Source organism: Acidaminococcus hominis (assembly GCF_900291475.1).
Taxonomy (GTDB): Bacteria; Bacillota; Negativicutes; order Acidaminococcales; family Acidaminococcaceae; genus Acidaminococcus; species Acidaminococcus hominis.
In genome coordinates this window covers 42448-65230 of the sequence record NZ_OLMM01000005.1, presented here as the reverse complement: position 1 = coordinate 65230, position 22783 = coordinate 42448, and the positions used below count along the sequence as shown (strand labels likewise).

General features: G+C 54.4%; 19 protein-coding genes, 1 tRNA gene, 1 pseudogene and 1 riboswitch. Of the genes and pseudogenes, 13 read left to right on the top strand and 8 right to left on the bottom strand.

What is annotated here, in order from left to right:
* Positions 1-81: 81 nt before the first annotated feature.
* The 3 genes from C7E10_RS06705 (at position 82) to C7E10_RS06695 (ending at position 2959) form a co-directional block, all read left to right on the top strand.
* A complete protein-coding gene (locus tag C7E10_RS06705) occupies positions 82-942 on the top strand; it encodes an isocitrate lyase/PEP mutase family protein (RefSeq protein ID WP_105326572.1) in 861 nt (286 codons plus the stop codon).
* A 24-nt stretch (positions 943-966) separates the two neighbouring features.
* Positions 967-1932: a hydroxymethylglutaryl-CoA lyase gene (locus tag C7E10_RS06700; protein WP_105326571.1), complete on the top strand. Its 966-nt coding sequence runs from the start codon at positions 967-969 to the stop codon at positions 1930-1932.
* Positions 1933-1996: 64 nt separating this feature from the next.
* Positions 1997-2959, top strand: coding sequence for an AEC family transporter (locus C7E10_RS06695; RefSeq protein WP_105326570.1), 963 nt, complete (start codon positions 1997-1999; stop codon positions 2957-2959).
* Here C7E10_RS06695 and C7E10_RS06690 read toward each other — a convergent pair whose 3' ends face one another.
* Positions 2960-3859 carry a LysR family transcriptional regulator gene (locus C7E10_RS06690; protein ID WP_105326569.1) on the bottom strand — a complete coding sequence of 300 codons (900 nt, stop codon included), beginning with the start codon at positions 3857-3859 and terminating at the stop codon, positions 2960-2962. It abuts the gene before it with no gap.
* Positions 3860-3987: 128 nt separating this feature from the next.
* Between C7E10_RS06690 and C7E10_RS06685 the strand changes: the two genes are divergently transcribed.
* From C7E10_RS06685 to murI, 4 genes are all read left to right on the top strand, one after another.
* A complete protein-coding gene (locus C7E10_RS06685; protein ID WP_105326568.1) occupies positions 3988-5166 on the top strand; it encodes a Gfo/Idh/MocA family protein in 1179 nt (392 codons plus the stop codon).
* A 148-nt stretch (positions 5167-5314) separates the two neighbouring features.
* A complete protein-coding gene (locus C7E10_RS06680; protein WP_105326567.1) occupies positions 5315-6751 on the top strand; it encodes an aldehyde dehydrogenase family protein in 1437 nt (478 codons plus the stop codon).
* Between the two features lie 266 nt (positions 6752-7017).
* Positions 7018-7773 (top strand): type I 3-dehydroquinate dehydratase, encoded by a 756-nt coding sequence (aroD, locus tag C7E10_RS06675; RefSeq protein ID WP_105326566.1) that lies wholly within the window; start codon positions 7018-7020, stop codon positions 7771-7773.
* 221 nt (positions 7774-7994) lie between these two features.
* Complete coding sequence (gene murI / locus C7E10_RS06670) at positions 7995-8789, top strand: glutamate racemase (RefSeq protein ID WP_105326565.1); 795 nt, start codon at positions 7995-7997, stop codon at positions 8787-8789.
* Positions 8790-8821: 32 nt separating this feature from the next.
* Here the strand turns inward: murI and C7E10_RS06665 are convergent, their stop codons facing one another.
* From C7E10_RS06665 to C7E10_RS06655, 3 genes are all read right to left on the bottom strand, one after another.
* Positions 8822-9037, bottom strand: coding sequence for a hypothetical protein (locus tag C7E10_RS06665; RefSeq protein ID WP_105326564.1), 216 nt, complete (start codon positions 9035-9037; stop codon positions 8822-8824).
* Between the two features lie 135 nt (positions 9038-9172).
* Positions 9173-9400, bottom strand: a complete 228-nt coding sequence (locus C7E10_RS06660) for a helix-turn-helix domain-containing protein (protein WP_105326563.1) — start codon at positions 9398-9400, stop codon at positions 9173-9175.
* Positions 9401-9585: 185 nt separating this feature from the next.
* Positions 9586-9661: transfer RNA gene (locus C7E10_RS06655), tRNA-Thr, on the bottom strand.
* Between the two features lie 173 nt (positions 9662-9834).
* A riboswitch (TPP riboswitch) is annotated at positions 9835-9952 on the top strand.
* A gap of 68 nt (positions 9953-10020) precedes the next feature.
* Between C7E10_RS06655 and thiS the strand changes: the two genes are divergently transcribed.
* Genes thiS through C7E10_RS06630 form a run of 5 tightly spaced genes read left to right on the top strand, consistent with a single transcriptional unit; the run spans position 10021 to position 13463 of the window.
* Positions 10021-10212 carry a sulfur carrier protein ThiS gene (gene thiS, locus C7E10_RS06650; RefSeq protein ID WP_105326562.1) on the top strand — a complete coding sequence of 64 codons (192 nt, stop codon included), beginning with the start codon at positions 10021-10023 and terminating at the stop codon, positions 10210-10212.
* Between the two features lies 1 nt (position 10213).
* Positions 10214-10876, top strand: a complete 663-nt coding sequence (gene thiF, locus C7E10_RS06645; protein WP_105326561.1) for a sulfur carrier protein ThiS adenylyltransferase ThiF — start codon at positions 10214-10216, stop codon at positions 10874-10876.
* On the top strand, positions 10863-11642 hold the full coding sequence (locus C7E10_RS06640) for a thiazole synthase (RefSeq protein ID WP_105326560.1): 780 nt from the start codon (positions 10863-10865) through the stop codon (positions 11640-11642). Before thiF ends, C7E10_RS06640 begins: the two co-directional genes overlap by 14 nt.
* Complete coding sequence (gene thiH / locus C7E10_RS06635; RefSeq protein WP_105326559.1) at positions 11642-12898, top strand: 2-iminoacetate synthase ThiH; 1257 nt, start codon at positions 11642-11644, stop codon at positions 12896-12898. Before C7E10_RS06640 ends, thiH begins: the two co-directional genes overlap by 1 nt.
* A complete protein-coding gene (locus tag C7E10_RS06630; protein WP_105326558.1) occupies positions 12879-13463 on the top strand; it encodes a thiamine phosphate synthase in 585 nt (194 codons plus the stop codon). Before thiH ends, C7E10_RS06630 begins: the two co-directional genes overlap by 20 nt.
* Positions 13464-13548: 85 nt before the next feature.
* On the opposite strand, the gene gltA is transcribed toward C7E10_RS06630, so the two are convergent.
* The 4 genes and pseudogenes from gltA to nifJ all read right to left on the bottom strand — a co-directional run bounded on the left by gltA (position 13549) and on the right by nifJ (position 20992).
* Positions 13549-14946 (bottom strand): NADPH-dependent glutamate synthase, encoded by a 1398-nt coding sequence (gene gltA / locus C7E10_RS06625; protein WP_105326557.1) that lies wholly within the window; start codon positions 14944-14946, stop codon positions 13549-13551.
* On the bottom strand, positions 14939-15793 hold the full coding sequence (locus C7E10_RS06620) for a sulfide/dihydroorotate dehydrogenase-like FAD/NAD-binding protein (protein WP_105326556.1): 855 nt from the start codon (positions 15791-15793) through the stop codon (positions 14939-14941). Before C7E10_RS06620 ends, gltA begins: the two co-directional genes overlap by 8 nt.
* Positions 15794-15926: 133 nt before the next feature.
* The gene (locus C7E10_RS06615; RefSeq protein WP_105326555.1) at positions 15927-17405 is read right to left on the bottom strand and encodes a 4-hydroxyphenylacetate 3-hydroxylase family protein; all 1479 of its coding nucleotides are present in this window, start codon (positions 17403-17405) and stop codon (positions 15927-15929) included.
* Positions 17406-17485: 80 nt separating this feature from the next.
* Positions 17486-20992: pseudogene (gene nifJ / locus C7E10_RS06610) on the bottom strand (pyruvate:ferredoxin (flavodoxin) oxidoreductase).
* Positions 20993-21497: 505 nt separating this feature from the next.
* Between nifJ and C7E10_RS06605 the strand changes: the two are divergent.
* The gene (locus tag C7E10_RS06605; protein ID WP_105326554.1) at positions 21498-22766 is read left to right on the top strand and encodes an NAD/NADP-dependent octopine/nopaline dehydrogenase family protein; all 1269 of its coding nucleotides are present in this window, start codon (positions 21498-21500) and stop codon (positions 22764-22766) included.
* Positions 22767-22783 lie beyond the last annotated feature (17 nt).

Here is a 22783-nt window from a genome sequence, read left to right as displayed (position 1 = left end):
GTTCCGTTTTCAACCAGAACAGGGTATTTGTGAATGGAGAGAAGTAAAGAACCATCAACTGTACAGAAAGAAGGGTTTCCTATGGAAAAAATGACCACGAAACTGCGTCGTCTGTTGAAGGAAAAAGATTATCTGGTAGCCCCCTGCGCCTACGATGCTTTAAGCGCCCGGGCCATTGAAGTGGCCGGCTTTGATGTGTGCGGCACCACCGGCTACGGCATGCACGGCGTCGTCCTGGCTCAGCCGGACAGCGGCCTGCTGGCCCTGAATGAATCCGTGGATATCTTGAGCAAAATGGCCGATGCCGTCAATATCCCCATTATCTGCGATGCAGAAGGCGGCTACGGCAATGCCCTGAACGTAGTACGTACCGTCAAGGAATATGAAAAGACCGGGGTTGCCGGCTTCTTTATTGAAGACCAGCAGCAGCCGCCCAACTGCCCCTTTATCAGCGATACCCAGCTGATCAGCACCAACGAAATGGTGGGCAAGATTGAGGCTGCGGTAGAAACCCGGAAAGATCCGGATCTGCTGATCATTGCCAGAACCGATGCTCCCTACGAAGAAGCTGTAGAACGGGCCAACGCCTATCTGGACGCCGGCGCTGACATGGTCAAGATTCTGCCGAAATCCCGGGAAGAACTGATTGCCCTGCCGGAAAAGGTCCATGGTCCCATCCATCTGGGCTTCTTCCCCAACCAGGATTTCTTCAAGGGCTTCAGCAGTGAAGACTGCGGCAAGAAACTGGGCTACAAGATCATTACCTTCCCCTTCAGCGTCCTGTTTGCTCAGGTAGCAGCTGAACTGCGGGTACTGGAATATATCAAACAGCATGGCAGCGATGCTGGCTACGATGGCGACATGATCGACTTCAACACCTACATCAAACTGGTGCACGTAGATGAACTGCGGGAATTGGGCGCCAAATATTTGAAGGAATAGACCACCAGGAGGACAAATAGCATTATGGGATTAAACGTAGTCAAAAAAGTACGTATCTGTGAAGTAGGTCTGCGGGATGGCCTGCAAAATGAAAAGACCCTGCTCACCACCGAGCAGAAGCTGGATTTGCTGCAAAAATTGACGGACGCCGGATTCCCGGTGATTGAAGTGGGCAGCTTTGTCAGCCCCAAGGCCGTACCCCAGGTAGCCAATACCGACGAAGTGTTCCAGAACTTCAAGCAAAAAGAAGGAGTGGAATACCGGGCCCTCATTGCCAACCTGAGAGGCGTGGAACGGGCCATTGCCTGCGGCTGCAAAAAGGTGAAATTGAATGTTTCCGCTTCTGTGGCCCACAACCTGGCCAATCTGAACTGCACTCCGGCTGAAAGCGTTGCCCGCTTTGCCGCCTGCGTGGAACGGGCCAAGGAAGCCGGCATCGGCATTTCCGGTTCCATTTCCATGGCCTTTGGTTCTCCCTGGGATAAGGAAATCCCCGTTTCTACCGTGAAAGAAATCGTAGAAGCCTACATGGGTGTGGGCATTACGGAAATCAGCCTGTCCGATGCTTCCGGCATGGCCTTCCCTTCCCAGGTGTACGATATGGGTACGGAAATGAAGAAATCCTATCCGGAGGTTTCCTGGTGGATGCACTTCCATAACACCCGGGGCCTGGGTATGAGCAACATCCTGGCTGCTATGGAAGCAGGCTTTGACCAGTTTGATTCCAGCTTTGCCGGTGTAGGGGGCTGCCCCTTCGTTCCCGGTGCTGCCGGCAACGTAGCCACTGAAGATGTAGTGCATATGCTGGATGAAATGAAAGTGGATACCGGCATTGACCTGGATAAGGTTATGGCCATCAGCCGGGACGTGGTGAAAATGGTGGGCCATGAAACCGACAGCTATTTGCTGCGTGCCGGAAAAGCCAGCGACCTGATTCTGGATATTCCTAAAAAACAAGCTAAGAATCATACCTTAACTGATAAAAAATAAGAAGAAAATAAAAAGCTGTTTCTGTTCCTAAGAGAACGGGAATGGGCGATGCGGAGGCCATGCCATGAACAGTGTACAGATCCTAACCGTTATTTTTGATATTTTCTGCCCCCTGGCCACAGGGTATATCCTGCGGAAGAAAGGGTGGATGTCTCAGAAAGCGTGCAATGCTCTGATGCTGTTTAACGTAGTGGCGCTGATCACGGTGATGAACCTGATGAGCTTCTGGATCCTGCCCATTTCCCGTTCTTTCATTTTGCTGCCTATTTTAAGCGTGGTGATGGCCCTACTCTCCGTAGGGCTTGCCGTGTTTGTTTTTGGGCGGTCACTTTCTGACCCCTTGGAAAAGGGGTCTTTTGCTGTCTCCGCCATGCTGTCCAATATTGGAACCCTTGGGGGTATCTGCGCTTTCATTGCCTACGGGGAAATCAGCTTTGCCTATGTGCAGCTGTTTGCCGTGCCCCAGAATGTGCTGATGGTGATTCTGGCCTTCCCATTGGCCCAGTATTATTACGCAAAAAAATTGGAGTCCGCAGCGGGACTCCATTGGGAGATCAGCATCAAAGATATGTTCTTTACGAAAAAGCAGCTGGGGGTATTGGGGATGCTCATTGGCCTGGGCCTGCAGCTGGCAGGGGTGGAACGGCCGCCGGTGGTGGCCAATTTCTTCCACTGTCTGGTGCACATCCAGGCTTGGATCGCCTTTACCCCGGTGGGCTACACCATTGATTTCAGCAAGGCCTCCAAGTACTACAAGAAGGTGCTGAGCATCCTGCCCCTGCGTTTTCTTATTGTGCCCCTGGTGGTGTACCTGATTGCCCGGCCCTTTATTCACGACCAGCGGCTGTTGGGGACCATCCTTATCGCAGCGGCTACTCCCACCGCCATCAACTCGGTAATCACCGCCCAGTTGTTTGGGCTGGACGTGGACCTGTCGGTGGCTTCGTTTCTGGAGACGACCGTAGTCTACGTGCTGGTGGCGTTTCCGCTGTTCTACCTGTACATCAGTTACGGCGGGCAGCTGTAATCATTCGGCACTGCCCCGGAAACCGTAGTTTTCCAGGATAAAGTCCCGGGCCAGGGTGGTCGCCGGGGTAAGGGGACGGGTATTGTTCCACACCAGGTACACGTTCCGGATAAAGTCCGTGTTCTGCTCCGCAATGGGCAGGGCCACCACCCGGGCGGTTTTGATGCCGGGAATTTCCGGCAGGATGCCCAGGCCGAATTTCAGGTCGATGTACTGAAGGGCTGCGTTGCACTCCTGGACCTCAAAGACAATCTTGGGAACAATCTGGTGTCGGCTGTAGGCCCGGTCCAGCTGGTCCCGCAGGTTGCTGCCTTTGTCCAGGCTGATGATGGGCTCCTTGGCAAAATCCTCAAAAGTTACGTAGGACCGTTTGGCCAGGGGATGCTCCAAGGGAACCACCAGGTACAGGGGCTGTTTTAAAATCAGCTGGGAATCCACCCCCGGCCCCCGGTGGGTGGAAAAGCCCAGATCCAGTTTCCCTTCCTTGACCTGGGAATAGATCTGGTAGGATGTACCTTCTGAAAATTGAAAATGCGTCTGCCGGTGGGACAGGTCCTGGTAAAAGGACTCCATCATGGAAGGAATCAGGGAGGAGGAAATGGAATGGAAGTAGCCCAAACGGACCACGTATTCCGCTTCCCCCTTCATTTCTTTTAGGGTGGTTTTTCCCTGGTCCAGGGACTGGAGGGCCTTCTGCACATAGGGCAGAAAGCGCTGGCCGTAGGGGGTCAGGGTAATATGACGCTTTTCCCGGACAAAAAGCTGAACGTCCAGTTCCTTTTCCAGTTCATTGATGGCGTAGGAAAGGCTGGGCTGGGAAATATGGAGCTCTTGGGCTGCGCGGGTATAGTGAAGTACCCGGGCCAGGGTGTCAAAGTAAAGCAATTGCAGTAATGTCATGGGATACCTCCTGTGATACTTCTTCATTGTATCATGGGAAAGGAAAAAATTATAGAAGCTTTCTATGGAAAAATAACAGTGTTTTCTATCAATCGGGCCGCTTGCCGGCCCCAAAAAGAGATGGAAGTATGGAAAAAGAATTGCAGCCTGTGGTCATTGGCACCGTAGGAGCGGGGTATGCTGCCCGGCTTCACGGCAATGGATATAAAAAGTCCGGGGGCGTACCCTTCCGGCTAAAGACCATCTGTGATACTGTGCCGGAGCTGGCCCTAAAGGTCCAGGCAGAATTTGGCTACGAACAGGTGGAAACTTCCTACGAAAAAATGCTGGAGGATCCGGAAATCACTGTGGTGGATATTGTAACGCCGCCTCTGCTGCACATTCCCATGGCCATTCAGGCCATTCAGGCCGGCAAGCACGTCATCTGCGAAAAGCCCCTGACCGGGTATTTTGGCAAGCCTGGGGAAGAACGGGTGGGGGATACCCCCAAACAGGTCATGTATGAGCAGGTGCTGGCCGAAATGGAGAAATTGGGGCAGGTGCTCCGGCAGTCGGACCGGAAATTCATGTACGCGGAAAACTTCCTCTATGCCCCGGCCGTCCGGAAGGCCGCAGAGGTGGTCCGGGCCAAAAAGTCCAAAATCCTCTTTATGAAAGGGGAGGAGAGCCTGAGCGGCTCCAGCTCCGCCTTGTCCAGCCAGTGGAGCAAGGTGGGCGGCGGCACCCTGATCCGTACCGGTACCCACCCCTTAAGCGGCATGCTATGGCTCAAGCAGCAGGAGGCAGCCGCCCGGGGCGAAACCATTACGGTCCAAAGCGTTTCTGCCGATGTGGGTCAAACCACCCGCTGCCTGAATGCCTATGAGCACCGGCACATCCGGGCCAATCCCCTGGACGTGGAGGATTACGCCGCTGTAACGGTGATCTTCTCCGATGGTACCAAATGCCTGACCATTGCCAGCGATACGGTGCTGGGGGGCACCAAAAACTATATTGAGGTTTACGCCAACGATGCGGCCCTTGTCTGCAACCTGACGCCTACGGATCTGATGAATACGTATTTCCTGGACCAGGATGGGATGCAGGACGTGTACATCAGCGAAATGCTGCCCCAGGCCATTGGCTGGAACAAGGCCTTTGTCAGCGATGAAGTGATCCGGGGCTACGCCGATGAACTGACCCGATTCCTGAAGGCAGTGGCCTATGATTGGGATACGTCGGAAGATTTTGCCGTAGCCCGTGAAACCATGAAAGTAATCTATGCTGCGTACCTATCGGCAGAATCAGGGAAAAGAGTCGATTTATAGATTGTATCTATAAATAAAACTATAGAAAGACTCTATCATAAAGCAATAAATCTTGTATTAGATTAATCAGTCAATTCAAAGTATAATGAACTTAACGAAACGGAATAATTAGAAGATTCCGTGTGAAGAATGCAAAGGAGAGATAATAATGGCAAGAGAAGTAACTCCCGAAGAAATTGCTGTCTGTGAAGAGAAAATTGCCCGTGCTCATGCAGCACAAAAGATTCTGGAAACCTATGATCAAAAACGTATTGATAGACTGTGCCAAGCTGTAGCAGCCGCTGTATGCGACCTGAAGGTTTGGGGCAAGATCTGCGACGAAGCCGTTGACGAAACCCGTCTGGGCGACAAAGTCTCCAAGAGAAACAAGAGAAACAAAATCAAATTGATCCTGAGAGATTGCCTGCGCAACCCCAGCATCGGTGTAGTAGAAACCATTCCTGAAAAAGGCATTGTGAAATATGCAAAACCCGTTGGCGTAATCGTTTCCCTGGTTCCGACCACCAACCCCTGCCTGACTCCTGCTGGCCAGATTCTGTTTGCTATCAAATGCAGAGACACTGTTGTCTTCTCTCCGCATCCCAGAGCTAAGAACATCACCAACAAGACCATCAACCTGATCCGTGACACCCTGGTTCGTGAAGGCGCTCCTGCCGACATCATCCAAGGCGTTGAAAAACCCAGCATTGCCCTGTCTTCCGAACTGATGAAACGGGCTGACCTGATCATCGCTACCGGCGGACGGCCCATGGTTAAGGCTGCTTACAGCCAGGGCGTTCCTGCCTATGGTTCTGGCGCCGGCAACGCTACCGTTATCATTGATAACACCTGCAACACTCCGGAACGTCAAAAAGAAGCTGCTGCCAACACCCGGATTTCCAAGACTTCCGACTTTGGTTCTGGCTGCTCCTGCGACGGCAACCTGGTTATTTCTGAAGAAGTTTACGATGGCTTCGTAAAAGCCCTGGTTGAAGAAGGCGCTTACCTGGCCAACGAAGAAGAAGCTGAAAAGATTAAAAAGGTTATGTGGGATGAAACCGGCCACCGTCTGCCTGACACCGTTGCCGTTAGCCCGCAAGCCCTGGCTGAAGCTGCTGGCTTCACCATCCCTGCTGACCGTAAATTCATCGCTGTAACTGGCGGCGGCATCGAACATATCGGCAAACAATTCTTCTTCTCCAGCGAAAAACTGACCACCCTGCTGACCCTGTTCAAATACAAAGGCGAATTCGAAAACGCTCTGGATATGATGAGAGCTATCTTCGAAGTAGGCGGCAAAGGCCACTCCTGCGGCATCTACTCCTTCGATGATGACCATATCGATCGTCTGGGCAAAGCAGCTCCTGTTTCCCGTATCATGGTTCGTCAACCTAACAACAGAGGCAACTCTGGTTCCGCTTGGAACGGCATGCCTCCGACCTCTTCCATGGGCTGCGGCACCTGGGGCGGCAACATTGTTTCCGAGAACATCTCCCTGAAACATTACATGAACACCACTTGGGTATCCCGTCCTCTGGAATACGATATGCCTTCCAACGAAGAACTGTTCGGTGACTTCTTCAAACCGGGCATGGACGAAGAATAATCCAGCTTGACCATTTTCTTGGCACCATTTGCGAATTACTCATATTGAATCCTCTTATAGATAAGAAGGATGTGCGGCTTTTCCCCTCTAATGGCCGCGCATCCTTCTTTCTTTACAGGAAAAGTTAACCTGTAATAAATGGTGCAATTGTTTACAAAAATTTAAAATTTGTGGCAAGAATGTTTGACAGCAGTAACTTTGGGTGGTATACTTTTAGTCACTTATAGCAAACCAGTAGGATAGTAGCATGGAAAGAGGTAAGCCAAATGAGCGAAGTAGTAAAGGTAAAGAATGTACGTATCGGCGAAGGAATGCCCAAGATTGCCATCCCCATTTCGGACAGCGATTACGCAGGGGTGCGGAAATCCGTGAATCTAATCATGAATTCCCCCTGTGACCTGATTGAATGGAGAGCAGATTTCTTCAACAATGTAACGGATCCGGAAGTTCGGATTAAACCCATGACCCTGTTCCGGGACCAGTTGTGGAACCTGCCGCTGCTCTTCACCGTCCGCACGGACGTAGAAGGCGGCATGATGGAAATCGATACCCAGGACTATGTGGATCTGCTCCTGGCGGTTATTGACAGCGGCCTGATTGATCTGGTGGACGTGGAACTGTCCCGGGGCGAAAAAGCCATGAAGACCATTGTAGAGGCGGCCCACGAAGCCGGCGTCAAGGTGGTTGGCTCCCGGCACAATTTCAAGAGTACCCCGGACAAGGACATCATCGTCCGGAACCTGTGCAAGATGCAGGACCTGGGCTGTGACATTGCCAAATTCGCCGTGATGCCCCAGTCGGAACGGGATGTGCTGACCCTGTTGGATGCCACCCTGACCATGAAGGAAGAACACGATGAAACGCCGGTGATTACCATGTCCATGGGGCACAAGGGCGTCATCAGCAGGATCTGCGGCGAAGCCTTCGGTTCCTGCATTACCTTCGGCACTGCCGGCAAAGCTTCGGCACCGGGACAGCTGCCAGCCAACGGCCTGTCCATATTCTTAAAGAGCCTGGCCTAAAAGCGTACAGGTGTGGTGAGAACTGCACCTGTTTTTTTATGGGCTAAAGGGGAAAACGGAGAAATTTGTCCGTTTATTTTTCCTTCAGCACCCAGCTTTGCAACAACTGGCAGCGGTCTTTTGGACCGCTGCTGAATTTTTTGTAAATACAGGATTGTTTTGCGGTATAATAGAAGGTGAACGAACCTGCCGGCGCGGCAGTCTAAAGAGGGGGCATACAGATGGATAAGAAACAACCCATTGGCGTAATCGATTCAGGAGTAGGGGGCTTGACGGTGCTGAAATGGCTCCGGGCAAAAATGCCCCACGAGGATTTTATCTTTATCGGGGATACGGCACGGACGCCCTATGGCAACCGGTCCCGGGAACAGATCATTGAATTTGTAGGGGATATGACCGCCTACCTGGACAAACGGCACATCAAGCAGCTGGTGGTGGCCTGCAACACCATTACGGTGCTGGGTAAGGACGTGATCCAAAACGGGTATGACTTTTCCGTTATCGGTATGGCCAAAGGCGCCCGGATGGTGAAAGGCGTAACCAAGAACAAACGGGTGGGCTTTGTGGCCACGGACTTTACGGTGTCCACCGGGGCCCATAAACGGGAAATCCAGGCCATGGACCCGGAAATCCAGGTGTTTGGGCAGGGCTGCCCTAAATTTGTGCCCCTGATTGAAGGGGAGAAATTTGGCACTCCGGAACTGGCCAGCGCCGTACAGGAATATGCCGACGACCTGAAGGCCCATGACGTGGATACGGTGCTCCTGGCCTGCACCCATTATCCCTTCGTCCGGGAAGAGCTGCAAAAGGCCCTGGGATCCCAGGTGACCATTCTGGACCCGGCAGAGCGGACCACCCAGGATGCCATCGAGGACCTGGCGGCCCGGGGACTGGCCCAGACGGAAGGCATCGGGGAAACGGAAATCTGCTTTACCGCCGATGTGGAACGGGGCCAGCGGCTGGCCCAGCGGGTCATGGACACAAACGGCTGCGTCTTCAAGCTGATTCAATTATGATAAAGCAAAAACAGGATGTATGACCCTGGTGGTCACACATCCTGTTTTTTGCTTTCCCCAGAAGCGTTCCCCTGCCTGGGGGTTTTTGAGTTCCGGGCAATAAACCGGAAGATGAAATCCCGGATCACGTGGCTGGGGGTAGTGCCCTGCTGCCGGCAGAGCTCCCCAAACCGCCGGAGGGGCTCCTCCTCCATGCGCACCGACAGGCGTTTTTTCTTGAGGTATTTATCTTCTTCCCAATCTTCCATAGGCATCCATCCTTTCTGGTGGGCCCGGCGCCCCGGATTCCCCAATCCGGCTTTAGCCAGGCCCTACAGCTTCCCTTACTTTCAGTATAGCAGGGAGGGTGGGGTGAAATCCTCCCAGGTAAGTGTTTGGGGAAATTAATCCCCGGCGGCCACCTGGTAGGTTTCCCCGGTTTCCTCATCCCGGACCTCCAGGCTGCAATGCAGCCCCTCCAAAATCCGCAGCAGGGTTTCCAGATTGGGCTCCCGCTTCCGGTTCACGTACAGGGACAGGGAGTCCTTCCGGATGCCCGTCCGTTCCGCCAGGTCCCGCTGGTGCAGGCTGCGGTCTGCCAATTTTTCCTTGATGATCTCTGTAATATCCATAGGCTCCTCCTTTGCTGCCTCCTGCCAGGGCAGGGGGCAATCCTGCGTTTTTCCATACTTTCAGTATAGCAGGAAGGGTGGGGCGAAATCCTCCCAGAAAAGAGCCGTTTTGGGGCATAAAAAAACAGGTCTCCGTCTCCCTGGGGAGACCGGAAACCCGGCAGGTCCAAAAAAGGGTAAAAAAATGGAGCTACTGATAGGATTCGAACCTACGACCCTCTCATTACGAATGAGATGCTCTACCAACTGAGCTACAGTAGCATTCATGGAGAGTATTTTACCATGTTTTCCGCTTTTTTTCAAGGCCTGATCTGTATTTTTCGGGCGGCAAACGGAAGATTTTGGGAGCGTATAAAGTTAACCTGTTTTTTGCAATTTCCAGAAAATAGCGGTATAATCAAAAGCAAACAGAATAGAGAAGCCGGCGGTGAAAACCGCAGGGCAGGGGAGCTTGCAGGCAGAAATGCCGGACAGGCTGAGAGGAAGGTAGGCCCTTCGACCCGTGAACCTGATTTGGATAATGCCAACGTAGGGATGCAAACGAGCAAAACGGCAAGAGAAGTTACCCGGATTCAGGTGGCTTCTCTTTTTTGTTGTCCCAAAACAAGGAGGCCTTGGAAATGCGAATCAATGGAAAAGAAGAAAAGGCTGAGGGCCGGACCCTGCTGGCGTACCTTCGGGAGCGGCAGATCGACCTGGGCAACGTAGCCGTGGAACGAAACGGGGACATTGTGCCCAAAAGCCAGTATGCCTCGGTGCTGCTCCAGCCGGAAGACGTGCTGGAGATCGTGTCGTTTGTAGGCGGGGGCTGAGATGCTCAGCCAAAAAGAATGGTTTGACGCCCTGGAAAGCCGCCACGGAGCGGCGCGTCAGGCCAAATTCCGCCAGGGCCGGGTGGCCATTTGCGGGCTGGGGGGCCTAGGCTCCCGGGTAGCGGAGCTTTTGGTCCGGGCTGGGGTAGGACACCTACGGCTGGTGGACGACGACCGGGTGGAAGCCACCAATCTCAACCGGCAGCTGTATTTTATGGACCAGCTGGGCCAGTACAAGGCGGAGGCCCTGGTGGCGAGCCTGCGGCGGATTACCCCCTACGCAGAGTTGGTGCCCCGGATCCTGCGGCTGACGGCGGAAAATATCCCCCAGGAGCTGGCCGGCTATGACTTGATTGTAGAAGCCTTTGACGGGCCCCGGGAAAAGGCACTTTTGTGCAATACGGTCCGGGAGTGCTTTCCCCAGGCGGTGCTGGTGGCCGCCTCCGGTATGGCCGGCTTTTCCTCCGGCAACCGGGTCCGGGTGCGCAAACTGTCCCCTCATTTTTACCTGTGCGGGGACAGGACGGCGGATATCCGGGACGGAGACGGGCTCTACGGGGCCCGGGTCAATTTGTGTGCGGCCCAGGAGGCCCTTACGGTGCTTCAGCTGCTAGCTGGAGAAACAGAAAAAATTGGAAAGGATGAATACTATGAACGCAAATGATACTTGGCAGCTGGGAGGCAAAATCTTCCATTCCCGCTTTATTCTGGGCTCGGGGAAATATTCCCTGCCGTTAATTCAAACGGCCATTCAGGACGCCGGTGCCGAAATGATTACCCTGGCGGTCCGCCGGACCAATACCACTGGACAGGACAATATCCTTCAGTACATTCCCCAAGACGTAACCCTGCTGCCCAATACCTCCGGCGCCCGGAATGCCCAGGAGGCGGTGCGCATTGCCAAACTGGCCCGGGAACTGGGCTGCGGGAACTTCGTGAAAATTGAAATCATGCGGGACAGCCGGTACCTGCTGCCGGACAACCAGGAAACCATCAAGGCCACGGAACTTCTGGCCCAGGACGGCTTTGTGGTGCTGCCCTATATGTTCCCGGACCTGAATGCGGCCCGGGACCTTGTCAGTGCCGGGGCTGCGGCTGTTATGCCTCTGGCTGCGCCCATTGGCTCCAACCGGGGCCTGTCCGCCCGGGACTTTATCCAGATCCTCCTGGACGAAATTGACCTGCCCATCATTGTGGACGCGGGCATTGGCCGGCCTTCCCAGGCCTGTGAAGCCCTGGAAATGGGGGCCGCTGCGGTAATGGTAAATACCGCCCTGGCCACTGCCGGGGATTTACCTCTCATGGCCCAGGCCTTCCGCAGCGCGGTGGAAGCCGGTAGGAAAGCGTATCTGTCCGGCCTGGGACGGGTGCTCAGCCGGGGCGCCGCCTCCAGCGATCCCTTGACTGGCTTTTTGCGGGAGGATGCCTGATGGAAGAAGAAAATCAATTTTTGGTGGACGGCAAGAATCTAACCCCGGCTGCCCTGAAACGGAAACACCAACTGGAAAACGACCCTTCCTGCCGGAAGGACCCGATGGAATACCTGCCCGGCATGGAGCAGCTCCAGTCGGAGGTTCGGGAAAAGGTTATCAGCCAAATGGAGTCCTATGACCCCAGCGCCTATACGGCGGTGGACGTGCGCCGGGCCCTGTGCCATGAGCGGGTGACCGTGGAGGACCTGAAGGCGCTGCTCAGCCCGGCGGCGGAGCCCTTCCTGGAAGAACTGGCCCAAAAGGCCCGGGCAGTTACCAGCCGGCATTTTGGCAACACGGTGTATCTGTTCACACCCCTGTATCTGGCCAACTACTGCGAAAACTACTGCATCTACTGCGGCTTCAACTGCTACAATCCCATCCACCGGCTCCAGCTCACCGGGGAGCGGATGGAGCAGGAAATGCAGGTAATCGCCCAAAGCGGCATGGAGGAAATCCTGCTGCTTACCGGGGAAAGCCGGGCCAAAAGCAGCGTGGAGTATATCGGGGAGGCCTGCAAGCTGGCCGCCAAGTACTTCAAGAACGTGGGTCTGGAGGTCTACCCCATGAACACCGACGAGTATCGGTATCTCCATGCCTGCGGGGCGGATTCGGTCACCGTATTCCAGGAGACCTACGATCTGAAAAAATACGAAACCCTGCATCTCTTGGGGCACAAACGGGTATGGCCCTACCGGTTTGATTCCCAGGAACGGGCCCTTAGGGGCGGCATGCGGGGGGTGGGCTTTTCAGCCCTTTTGGGGCTGTCCAATTTCCGCAAGGACGCCCTGGCCACAGCCCTTCACGTGTATTACCTCCAGCGGAAGTATCCCTGGGCGGAAATGAGCCTGTCCTGCCCCCGGCTGCGGCCCATTATCAACAACGCCTCCATCAACCCCCAGGACGTAGGGGAGCGCCAGCTGTGCCAGATTCTCTGCGCCTACCGGCTGTTCCTGCCCTTTGCAGGAATTACCGTTTCCAGCCGGGAATCCGCGGCCTTTCGCAACGGCATTGTGCGCATTGCGGCCACCAAGGTCTCCGCTGGGGTGTCCACGGGCATCGGGGACCACGAGGAAAAGTATACTGGAGAGCAGAGCGGGTCCGAAGGGGACGAACAGTTTGAAATCCAGGACGGCCGGAGCCTCCGGGCCATGACGGAGGATCTGGACCGGGAAGGCCTCCAGCCGGTGCGCAATGACTACCTTTACGTGTAGCCTGCCCTTTGGCTGCGTCACCCACCGCCAGCTGTACCAGGTTCCCCTGCTGGAACAGGTGGAAGGGATTTTGGCCCAGCGGCCTGCGGCCCTGCTGCTTCGGGAAAAGGATTTAAATCCAGAGGTTTATCGGCAGCTGGCCCGGCAGGTCCTCTCTCTGTGCCGCCGGGCCGGGGTGCCCTGCATTCTGCATTTTTACCCGGAAGCGGCCCGGGAACTGCGCCCCGAGGGCCTGCACCTGCCGCTTCCGGTGTTGGAGCGCCTTAGGCCGGAGGAACGGGCCGCCCTGCCGCCCCTGGGAGCCTCCTGCCATAGCCTGAAAGACGTCCTTACAGCGGCGAAACTAGGTGCCGCAAGGGTGACGTTGGGTCATATCTATACCACCGCCTGTAAGCCAAATTTGGCCCCCAGAGGGGTGACGCTGCTCCAGGAGGTATGCCGCCGCTCCCCGGTGCCCGTCTGGGCTATCGGAGGCGTTACCCGGGAAAAGCTCCCGGAGCTTGCTGCTGCCGGGGCTGCCGGAGCCTGGGGTATGGGAGCTTTTGCGCAGCTGCCGGAAAAATAAAAAACGAGGCTGGAAAAATGAACATTCATTTTTCCAGCCTCGTTTGCGTGTGTGTGGTTTTGTCTTGCGTTCAGGGGCAAGTCCCTTATTTGTTCAGCATGTATTCGGCCATATGGGCGGCAGCTTTCTTGCCGGCACCCATAGCCAGGATTACGGTAGCGGCACCTGTGGCAGCGTCACCGCCGGCGTACAGGCCGGGCACGGACGTAGCACCGGTTTCCTCGTCAGCCTGGACGCAGCCTTTTTTGGTCAGCTCCAGGTCGGGGGTGCCTTCGTAGCTCATGGGGTTGGGGGACGTACCAATGGCCATGATTACCATGTCCACCGGCAGGTCGTATTCGCTGCCCTCAATGGGTACAGGACGGCGGCGGCCGGAAGCGTCCGGTTCGCCCAGCTGCATCTTCTGGCAGGTTACGGCGCAGACACGGCCGGTGTCGTCTCCATGGATTACCAGGGGAGCGGTCAGGAAGTCAAACTGGATGCCTTCTTCCTTGGCGTGATGGATTTCTTCCAGCCGGGCAGGCAGTTCAGCCTCGCCCCGGCGGTACAGTACATGCACGTCCGCACCCATCCGGCGGGCACACCGGGCCGCATCCATGGCCACGTTGCCGCCGCCGACTACGGCAGCACGCTTGCTGTGGAGGATGGGGGTGTTGCTCCGGGGATCATAGGTCTTCATCAGGTTGGTCCGGGTCAGGTATTCGTTGGCGGAATATACGCCTACCAGGCCTTCTCCGGGAATCTTCATGAATTGGGGCAGACCGGCACCGGAAGAAATGAAGACGGTTTCAAACCCATGTTCAAACAGTTCAGGAATGGTCAGTACCTTGCCGATAACCATATCGGTTTCGATGGTAACGCCCATTTTCTTTAATTTATTCACTTCCTGGGCCACAATGGCTTTGGGCAGGCGGAATTCAGGAATGCCGTAGCTCAGCACGCCGCCGGGCACATGGAAAGCTTCAAAAACGGTAACGTCAAAGCCTTTTTTGGCCAGTTCCCCAGCGCAGGTCAGGCCCGCAGGGCCGGAACCGATGACCGCGGCCTTGTGGCCGTTTTTGGGAGCGGTTTCCGTGTTTTCTGCGTTGTTGTGGGCAGCCCAGTCGGAGACAAACCGTTCAATCCGGCCGATGGAAACAGATTCCTGTTTGATGCCCCGGACGCATTTGCCTTCGCATTGGTTTTCCTGGGGGCAGACCCGGCCAGAAATCCGCGGCAGGGCATTGGCCCCGGACAGAATTTCGTAGGCAGCGGCAAAGTCGCCTTCAGCGGTCTTTTCCAGGAATTGGGGAATGGGAATGCCTACCGGGCAGCCGGTTACGCAGGCAGGATTGTTGCATTGCAGGCAGCGGCGGGCTTCATTGATGGCTTGTTCCGGCGTGTAGCCCAGCGCTACTTCCAGGAAGTTGCATTTGCGGACGTCCGCCGGCTGTTCCGGCATGGGCGTTTTGGTAGCTTGCAGGTTCAGATTCGGATTAGGCATGTTGGCGTTTTCCTCCCGTCAGGCGGCAAAGATGTTCTTCCCGCTCTTTAGATTCAAATTCCGTATAGGAACGGTTCCGGGCAATGGCTTCATCATAATCAATCTTGTGGCCGTCAAAGTCCGGGCCATCCACGCAGGCAAAGCGCAGTTTTCCGTCCACCGTTACCCGGCAGCAGCCGCACATGCCGGTGCCGTCGATCATCAGGGGGCTCATGCTTACCGTGGTGGGGATATTATATTTTTTCGTCAAGAGGGAAGTAAACTTCATCATGGGCAGGGGTCCAATGGCAAATACATGGTCCAGCTTTTCCCCGCTGTTGATCAGTTCTTCCAGCTTGTTGGTGACAAAGCCGTGGTAGCCGTAGATGCCATCATCCGTGCACATGTAGAGGTTGGTGGAAGCTGCCTTCATTTCCTTTTCCAGGATTACCAGATCTTTGGTTTTGAAGCCGCTGATCAGCTCTACCTTGTTGCCGGCTTCGTGCAGGGCACGGGCTACCGGCAGGGCAATGGCGCAGCCCAGGCCGCCGCCGACTACTGCCACATGGCCATAGCCTTCCACGGGGGTGGGTTTGCCCAGGGGGCCTGCCAGGTCAGCCAGGCAGTCGCCTACGTTTAGCTGGTCCAGGTCAATGGTGCTGGCGCCGATTTTCTGGTAAATCACGTCTACGCAGCCGTTTTCTGCAGAGGAGATGGTCAGGGGAATCCGTTCTGCATCCACGTTGGAACGCAGGATTACAAACTGACCAGCCTTGGCTTTGGCAGAAATCAACGGAGCGTACATGGAAATCCGCGTAATGTTGGGGTTCAGTACTTCCTTTTCTACAATCTCAAATCTACGAGGCATGGTTTCACATCCTTAATCTAGAGAGCCGCATCGCGGCGTATGGTATGAGAAAGGAAACAGGCGGAAACCTGTTTCCTTTCTTTGAAGAATACCGCATGTTGAATTAAAAAGCAAGATTGAAACAGATTTTGGCTTAATCTTTGATGCCGGCAATATTCTTGGCCAGCTGTTTTTTGCCGTCGATGTTCCCCTGGCGGGCAATCATGATCCGCTGGGCTTGAGGAGAACCGGCCCCGTGCAGGGATTCGGTCCGGTAGCCTACAGCAGCAGCGCCCAGGCACATATTTTCCAGGAAACGCATGATGCGCTGACGGTCTTCGGTGGAAACGGCAGGCCGGCCGGCAAAGAACTTGTTGCAGATTTCGCCGATGGTTTCCCCGTTGCGGCCCACTACCGTGTTGGACTTGAAGTCCGTTTCGGAAGGCATGGTCACCATCAGGCCGCCGGCAATGTCTTCTGCCAGGCGGACGATTTCGTAGGGGAACCGGGTGATGTTCTGCTTGCACACGTTGGCCAGCAGCATATCAATTTGGTAGTTCCCGGCTTTGGTGGGGCAGCCTTCGCAGGAGCAGGCAATGCCGCAGCTGTACAGGGTTTCGTTCAGGTGGGTCATTTCAATCAGTTTGTCTTTGATGTGGCTGGCTTTTTCTACGCCGTTGTATTCGGCAGCCAGGGCAGCGGCCCCAATCACCACATCGCCTACGCCTACTTTGCAGCCGCCGTAGGATTGACGGTGATAACCGGCAAACCGTTCTACCATCATGCCGGCAAATTCATATTCGCCGTTGAGGAAAATGTATTCGTTGGGAATGAACACATGGTCCAGTACCACCAGGGCTTCCTGGCCGCCGAATTTGGCGTTGCCCAGGTCAATGCAGGCACCGGGTTCCATTTTCCGGGTATCGCAGGATTGTCTGCCGTAGACCATGTACAGGCCATCTGCATCGGTGGGGCAGGCAAAGCTTACGGCGTAATCCTTGTCCGCTTCCTTCATGGAAATGGTGGGCATGAAAATGTGCCAATGGGAGTTGATGGAACCGGTCTGGTGCACCTTGGCGCCGCAGACTACAATGCCGTCCGGCCGTTTTTCCACTACATGGACGAACATATCGGGATCGGCTTGTTCATGGGGAGCCTTGGAGCGGTCCCCTTTGGGGTCGGTCATGGCGCCGTCCACGGTCAGGTCGTTATCCTGTACGTAGATCAGAAATTTCTTGAAGTTTTCATGGTAATGGGTGCCGTATTTTTCATCGATTTCATAGGTGGTGGAATAAACGGCATTGAAGGAGTCCATGCCTACGCAGCGTTGGAAGCAGCTGGCGGTCTTTTGACCCAGCAGGCGCTGCATCTTTACCTTCTTGATCAGGTCATCGGTGGATTGGTGCAGGTGGGTGAAGCGGTTTACCGTATGGCCGGTCAGGTTGGAGGTAGCGGTCATCAGGTCCTTGTATTTGGGATCCTGGGCCAGGGCATAGGTCATGGCTACAGAGTTGATGGAAGGACGGATAATGGGATGGTCCACCCAGTTATCAATCTTTTCCCCGAACATATATACTTTCGTGTGGAGCTTGCGCAGGCTTTCTACGTATTCAGCAGCAGTCATCAAAGTCATTTTGGGTTCTCCTTTATTGGAAAAAGAAATCCGATCCGCCGCCCGAAGGAGGCGGACCGGTTAGAGAGAGGGCTATATCATTATTTGCCGGCCAGGGCTGCGTAGGTGTTGTACCGTTCTTCCGCATCCCGTGCACACTTGTTGTACAGTTATTCCGCCTTATCCGGGAAGGACAGCTTCAAGGATGCATACCGGTTCTGGCCCAGCAGGAAGGCCCGGAAGTCCCCAGTGGGTTTCTTGGAATCCAGGGTGAAGGGATTCTCGCCGGCTTTCTTCTTGTCGGGATCGAAGCGGTACAGATGCCAGTAACCAGCTTCTACGGCTTTCTTTTCTTCGTTCTGGCTGAGGCCCATGCCGCACTTCATGCCGTGTTCGATGCAAGGGCAGTAGCAGATAACCAGGGACGGGCCCGGATAAGCTTCAGCTTCCCGAATGGCTTTCAGGGTTTGGGCAGGATCGGCACCCATGGCTACCTGGGCTACGTACACATACCCATAGCTCATGGCCATCAGGCCCAGGTCCTTCTTCTTGGTTTCCTTGCCGCCGGCAGCAAACTTGGCAATGGCGCCAGCTTCGGTGGACTTGGAAGCCTGACCGCCGGTGTTGGAGTACACTTCGGTATCCAGTACCAGTACGTTGATGTCCCGGCCGGAAGCCAGTACATGGTCCAAACCGCCGTAGCCGATATCGTAAGCCCAGCCGTCGCCGCCGAAGGCCCAAACGCTCTTCTTGGCCAGGTATTCTTTATTGTGACGGATGAATTCCGCTTCTTCGCTGGCGTTGTTTTCCAGGGCAGCCAGCAGATCATCGCTGACCTTCCGGGATTCAGCCGTAACGTCTGCCTTGTCCAGGTAAGCCTGGCAGGCTTCCACAGCTACGCCCTTAGCCTTCAGGGCCGTAACGGAAGCTTTCAGTTCCCGTTTTACCGCATCTTGGCCCAGCAGGTAGCCGTAAGCGTATTCAGCGTTGTCTTCGAACAAGCTCATAGCCCAGGCAGGACCGAAGCCTTTCTTGTCCGTGCAGTACGGGGAAGAAGGAGTGGAGCCGCCGTAAGCGGAGGAGCAGCCGGAAGCGTTGGTGATGTACATCCGGTCGCCAAACAGCTGGGTAACCAGTTTGATGTATGGGGTTTCGCCGCAGCCAGCGCAGGCACCGGAGAATTCAAAATACGGTTTGGCAAACTGGGAGCTCTTGACGTTCTTGTCGCTGACCGCATCTTTCTTCACGGTAACGGTTTCTACAGCATAATCCCAATTGGGAGCTTCGCCCAGCTGGCTTTCCAGTGGTTTCATCACCAGGGCTTTTTCCTTGGCAGGGCACACATTGGCGCAGCTGCCGCAGCCGGTGCAGTCATACGGGGAAACCTGCATACGGAATTCGTATTGGCCAAGACCTGCACCCAAAGCTTTCTTGGTGGCAAAGCCGGCAGGAGCAGCCGCTTTTTCAGCAGCGTCCAGGAGTACAGGACGAATGGCTGCGTGCGGGCAAACCAGGGAGCACAGGTTGCACTGGATGCATTTATCCAGCTGCCATTCCGGTACATCCACAGCAGCCCCACGTTTTTCGTACTTGGTGGTGCCAGCCGGCCAGGTGCCGTCTTCCAGACCATACTTGGTGATGGTGGAAATCGGCAGGCTGTCGCCCTGCTGACGGTTCATGACTTCTACCACTTCCTGGATGAATTCCGGGTTCTTGTTTTCTACCGGAGCATCCTCAGCAGTCAGCCAAGCTTCAGGAATGGTTACCTGGTGCAGTTTTTCAATGCCGTATTCAATGGAAGCATTGTTCTTGTCTACCACTGCCTGGCCCTTTTTCTTGTAGTAGGTCTTATAGATGGCATCTTTCATGGCAGTAACAGCCTGATCGATGGGAATGACATTCAGCAGTTTGAAGAAAGCAGCTTGCAGAATGGTGTTGGTGCGGTTCCCCAGTCCAATTTCCCGGGCAATGGAGGTAGCATCAATGGTGTAGAACTTGGCTTTCTTGGCTGCCAGGGCCCGTTTCATGGTTGCCGGCAGGTGGGTTTCCAGTTCTGCATCGCTCCAGCCGCAGTTTAACAGGAAGGTGCCGCCTTCTTTCAGGTTGGCTACCATATCGTATTTATGCACGTAGGACGGGGTGTGGCAGGCTACAAAGTCAGCCTGGGTTACCAGGTACGGAGAACGGATGGGTTCTTTGCCAAAACGCAGATGGGATTGGGTCAGACCGCCGGATTTCTTGGAATCGTACACAAAGTAGGCTTGGCAGTATAGGTCGGTGGTATGGCCGATGATCTTGATGGAGTTCTTGTTGGCGCCTACGGTGCCGTCGGAACCCATGCCCCACAGTTCTGCACTGGTCTGGCCGGCAGGAGAGGTTTCGATTTCCTGGGTAACCGGCAGGGAAGTGAAGGTTACATCGTCCACAATGCCGATGGTGAAATCGTTTTTGGGTTTGTCCTGTTTCAGGTTGTCATAGACAGCCAGGATTTGGCCAGGAGTGGTATCCTTGGAGCTCAAGCCGTAGCGGCCGCCCACGATTTCCATAGGAATGCCCTTGTTCTTGTAGATGCTGCATACATCCTGGTACAGAGGTTCGCCCATGGCGCCAGGTTCCTTGGTTCGATCCAGTACGGCAATTTTCTTTACCGTAGCAGGAACGGCTTTCAGGAAGTAGTCGGCAGAGAACGGACGGTACAGATGAACGTTGATCAGGCCTACCTTTTCGCCTTTGGCTACCAGGTAATCCACGGTTTCCTTGGCAGTTTCTGCGCCGGAACCCATCATAATGATGATTCTGTCGGCATCGGCAGCGCCATAGTAGTTGAACAGATGGTAGCTGCGGCCGGTGAGTTTGTTGATTCCCTGCATGTAGTGTTCTACAGCATCAGGAATGGCAGCCACTCTCTGGTTGCAGGCTTCCCGGCATTGGAAGAAGATATCCGGGTTTACGGTGGTGCCGCGGGTAGCCGGATGTTCCAGGTTCAAAGCGTTTTTGCGGAAGGCCCGGATGGCATCGTAGTCTACCAAAGGCCGCAGGTCTTCGTAATCCAAAGCATCAATCTTTTGGATTTCGTGGGAAGTACGGAACCGATCAAAGAAATGCAGCACCGGCATCCGGCAGTGGATGGCAGCCAGGTGGGCAACAGCCCCCAAGTCCATAACCTGTTGCGGAGAAGAAGATGCCAGCATGGCAAAGCCCGTGTTCCGGACGGCCATTACGTCGGAGTGGTCACCGAAAATGGAAAGGGCATGGGCGGAAAGGGTACGGGCGGAAACATGGAACACGCCCGGCAGCATTTCGCCAGCGATCTTGTACATATTGGGGATCATCAGGAGCAGGCCCTGAGATGCGGTGTAGGTGGTGGTCAAGGCACCGGATTGTAGCGCACCGTGTACGGTACCGGAAGCGCCCCCTTCAGACTGCATTTCTACAACCTGAACCGGTTGTCCGAATAAGTTCAGCTTTCCGTTTGCAGCCCATTCATCTACGTGTTCTGCCATCGGAGATGAAGGGGTGATGGGGAAAATACCGGCTACTTCGGTAAATGCGTAGGAGATATAGGCAGCCGCCTGGTTGCCGTCCATCAACTCAATTTTCTTAGCCATTTTACGTCCTCCCTTAAATTGTTGTTCAAGAATAACCTTCTGCTTCACCGGGTCAGCCAATCATTGGGTAATGACTGACAATCGATCCGGCGCAAGCGGACCGATTTTTGAAGTTATCTCATATATACCCTTTTTTGGCCTCCGGTGCTTTGCACTCCATCGCATATATTTTGCTTTTTTTCACACCAGGCCACCAAAGCCTCCTGAAAAAATGCCAAAAAAGCAGGAGAAAACGGCGCAAAGCAAGGCGCCGTGCGGCTTCCTGGACTTTGCAGGAATCCCTTCCGCCAGTTGGAGAAAAAAAGCAAAATTGCTATATAAGGAAGGCTTTTGTCCCTTTGCCAACCATCCGACAAACGGCAAAAAAATAATGGGTTGTCGCAAAGAACCCAAAACCTGTACTAGCTATAATGAGGACAACAAAACAAAGAGCTGCTTCCGCTAAACCTAAGCAGTTTATAACAGCCCGGCCAGAGCCGGCAGCTGTAAAAGGAGGAAATATAAAATGGATATGAGCTATTTGAAAGACATGCCTATTGCAGTTCTGGGCGGCGGTGCCGTTGGTAAGACCATGGCAGCTGACTGCGCTTTGGCTGGCAAGGAAGTTCGGATCTGGGACCAACCTGCTTTCGCAAAACGCAACTTCGTCAACATTGAAAAAACCGGTATTACCCTGAGCGGCAACCAATTCTCTTATTTTGGTTACAATCGCAAAGGCACTGCAAAGGTTGCCCTGGCTACCGATGACATGGCTAAAGCTGTAAAAGGCGCCGGCATCATCATCGTTGCTACGGTAGCTCTGGCTCACGAAAACCTGTTCCGTGAACTGATTCCTCTGCTGGAAGATGGCCAAGTCATCCACATCCTGCCGGATAACTGTGGCACCTTCATTTTCCGCAAATTGATGCGTGAACTGAACTGCACCAAGAAAGTCATCGTAGGTGCTTGGTACACTGCTCCTTACGGCATCCGTGTTGTAAAACGCGGCGGCGTTACCACCAACGAATGCAAAGTAGAAGACAGAATCACCACCATCCGCGGCTGCGCTCTGCCTATGACCGATAACGATGCCTTCATGGCTTCCGCTTGGTACATTCCTGCATTCGGCGCCATCATGGACGCTGAAGGCGAAGTAACGGTTGCTAAAGACGGCAGCGAATACCATCATGGTTTCGTAACCGGCAACACCGTTCTGGATATCAACCTGTCCAACGTTAACCCTGTAATCCACGTTCCTGGCACCGTTCTGGGCGTATCCACCATGCAGAACTTCGACACCGTTCTGGGTCAAGAAAAGAAGAACTACTCCCTGTATGGTTTCGCTCTGTGCCCCGGCATTGCTGAAGTACAAGCTCAATTCTGGGAAGAAGAAAAAGAATTGGCCAAAGCTATGAACATCGGCCTGTGCACTGTAAACTATGAAGACTTCTTCTCCCGTACCACCATGTACGGCAAAGAATACATGGGCCCTGACTTCGCAGTTCCCTTTAACGAAAGATACGAAAACTTCTTCGGCGATGGCCCGTTCGACCTGGAAAACCGCTACATCACTGAAGACGTTCCTGTTGGCTGCTACCTGATGAGCCAATTGGGCAAGAAATACGGCGTAAAGACCCCGATCATCGATGCTATGATCCTGCTGGCTTCCACCATGCTGAAACGCGACCTGGCTGGCGAAAGCAAGTACACCCTGGATTACCTGGATATCGGCCACATGAACGACGAACAACTGCAGAAATACCTGCGTGAAGGCGTCTTCACCCCGAAAAAATAATAGGAAGCTTGTTTAGC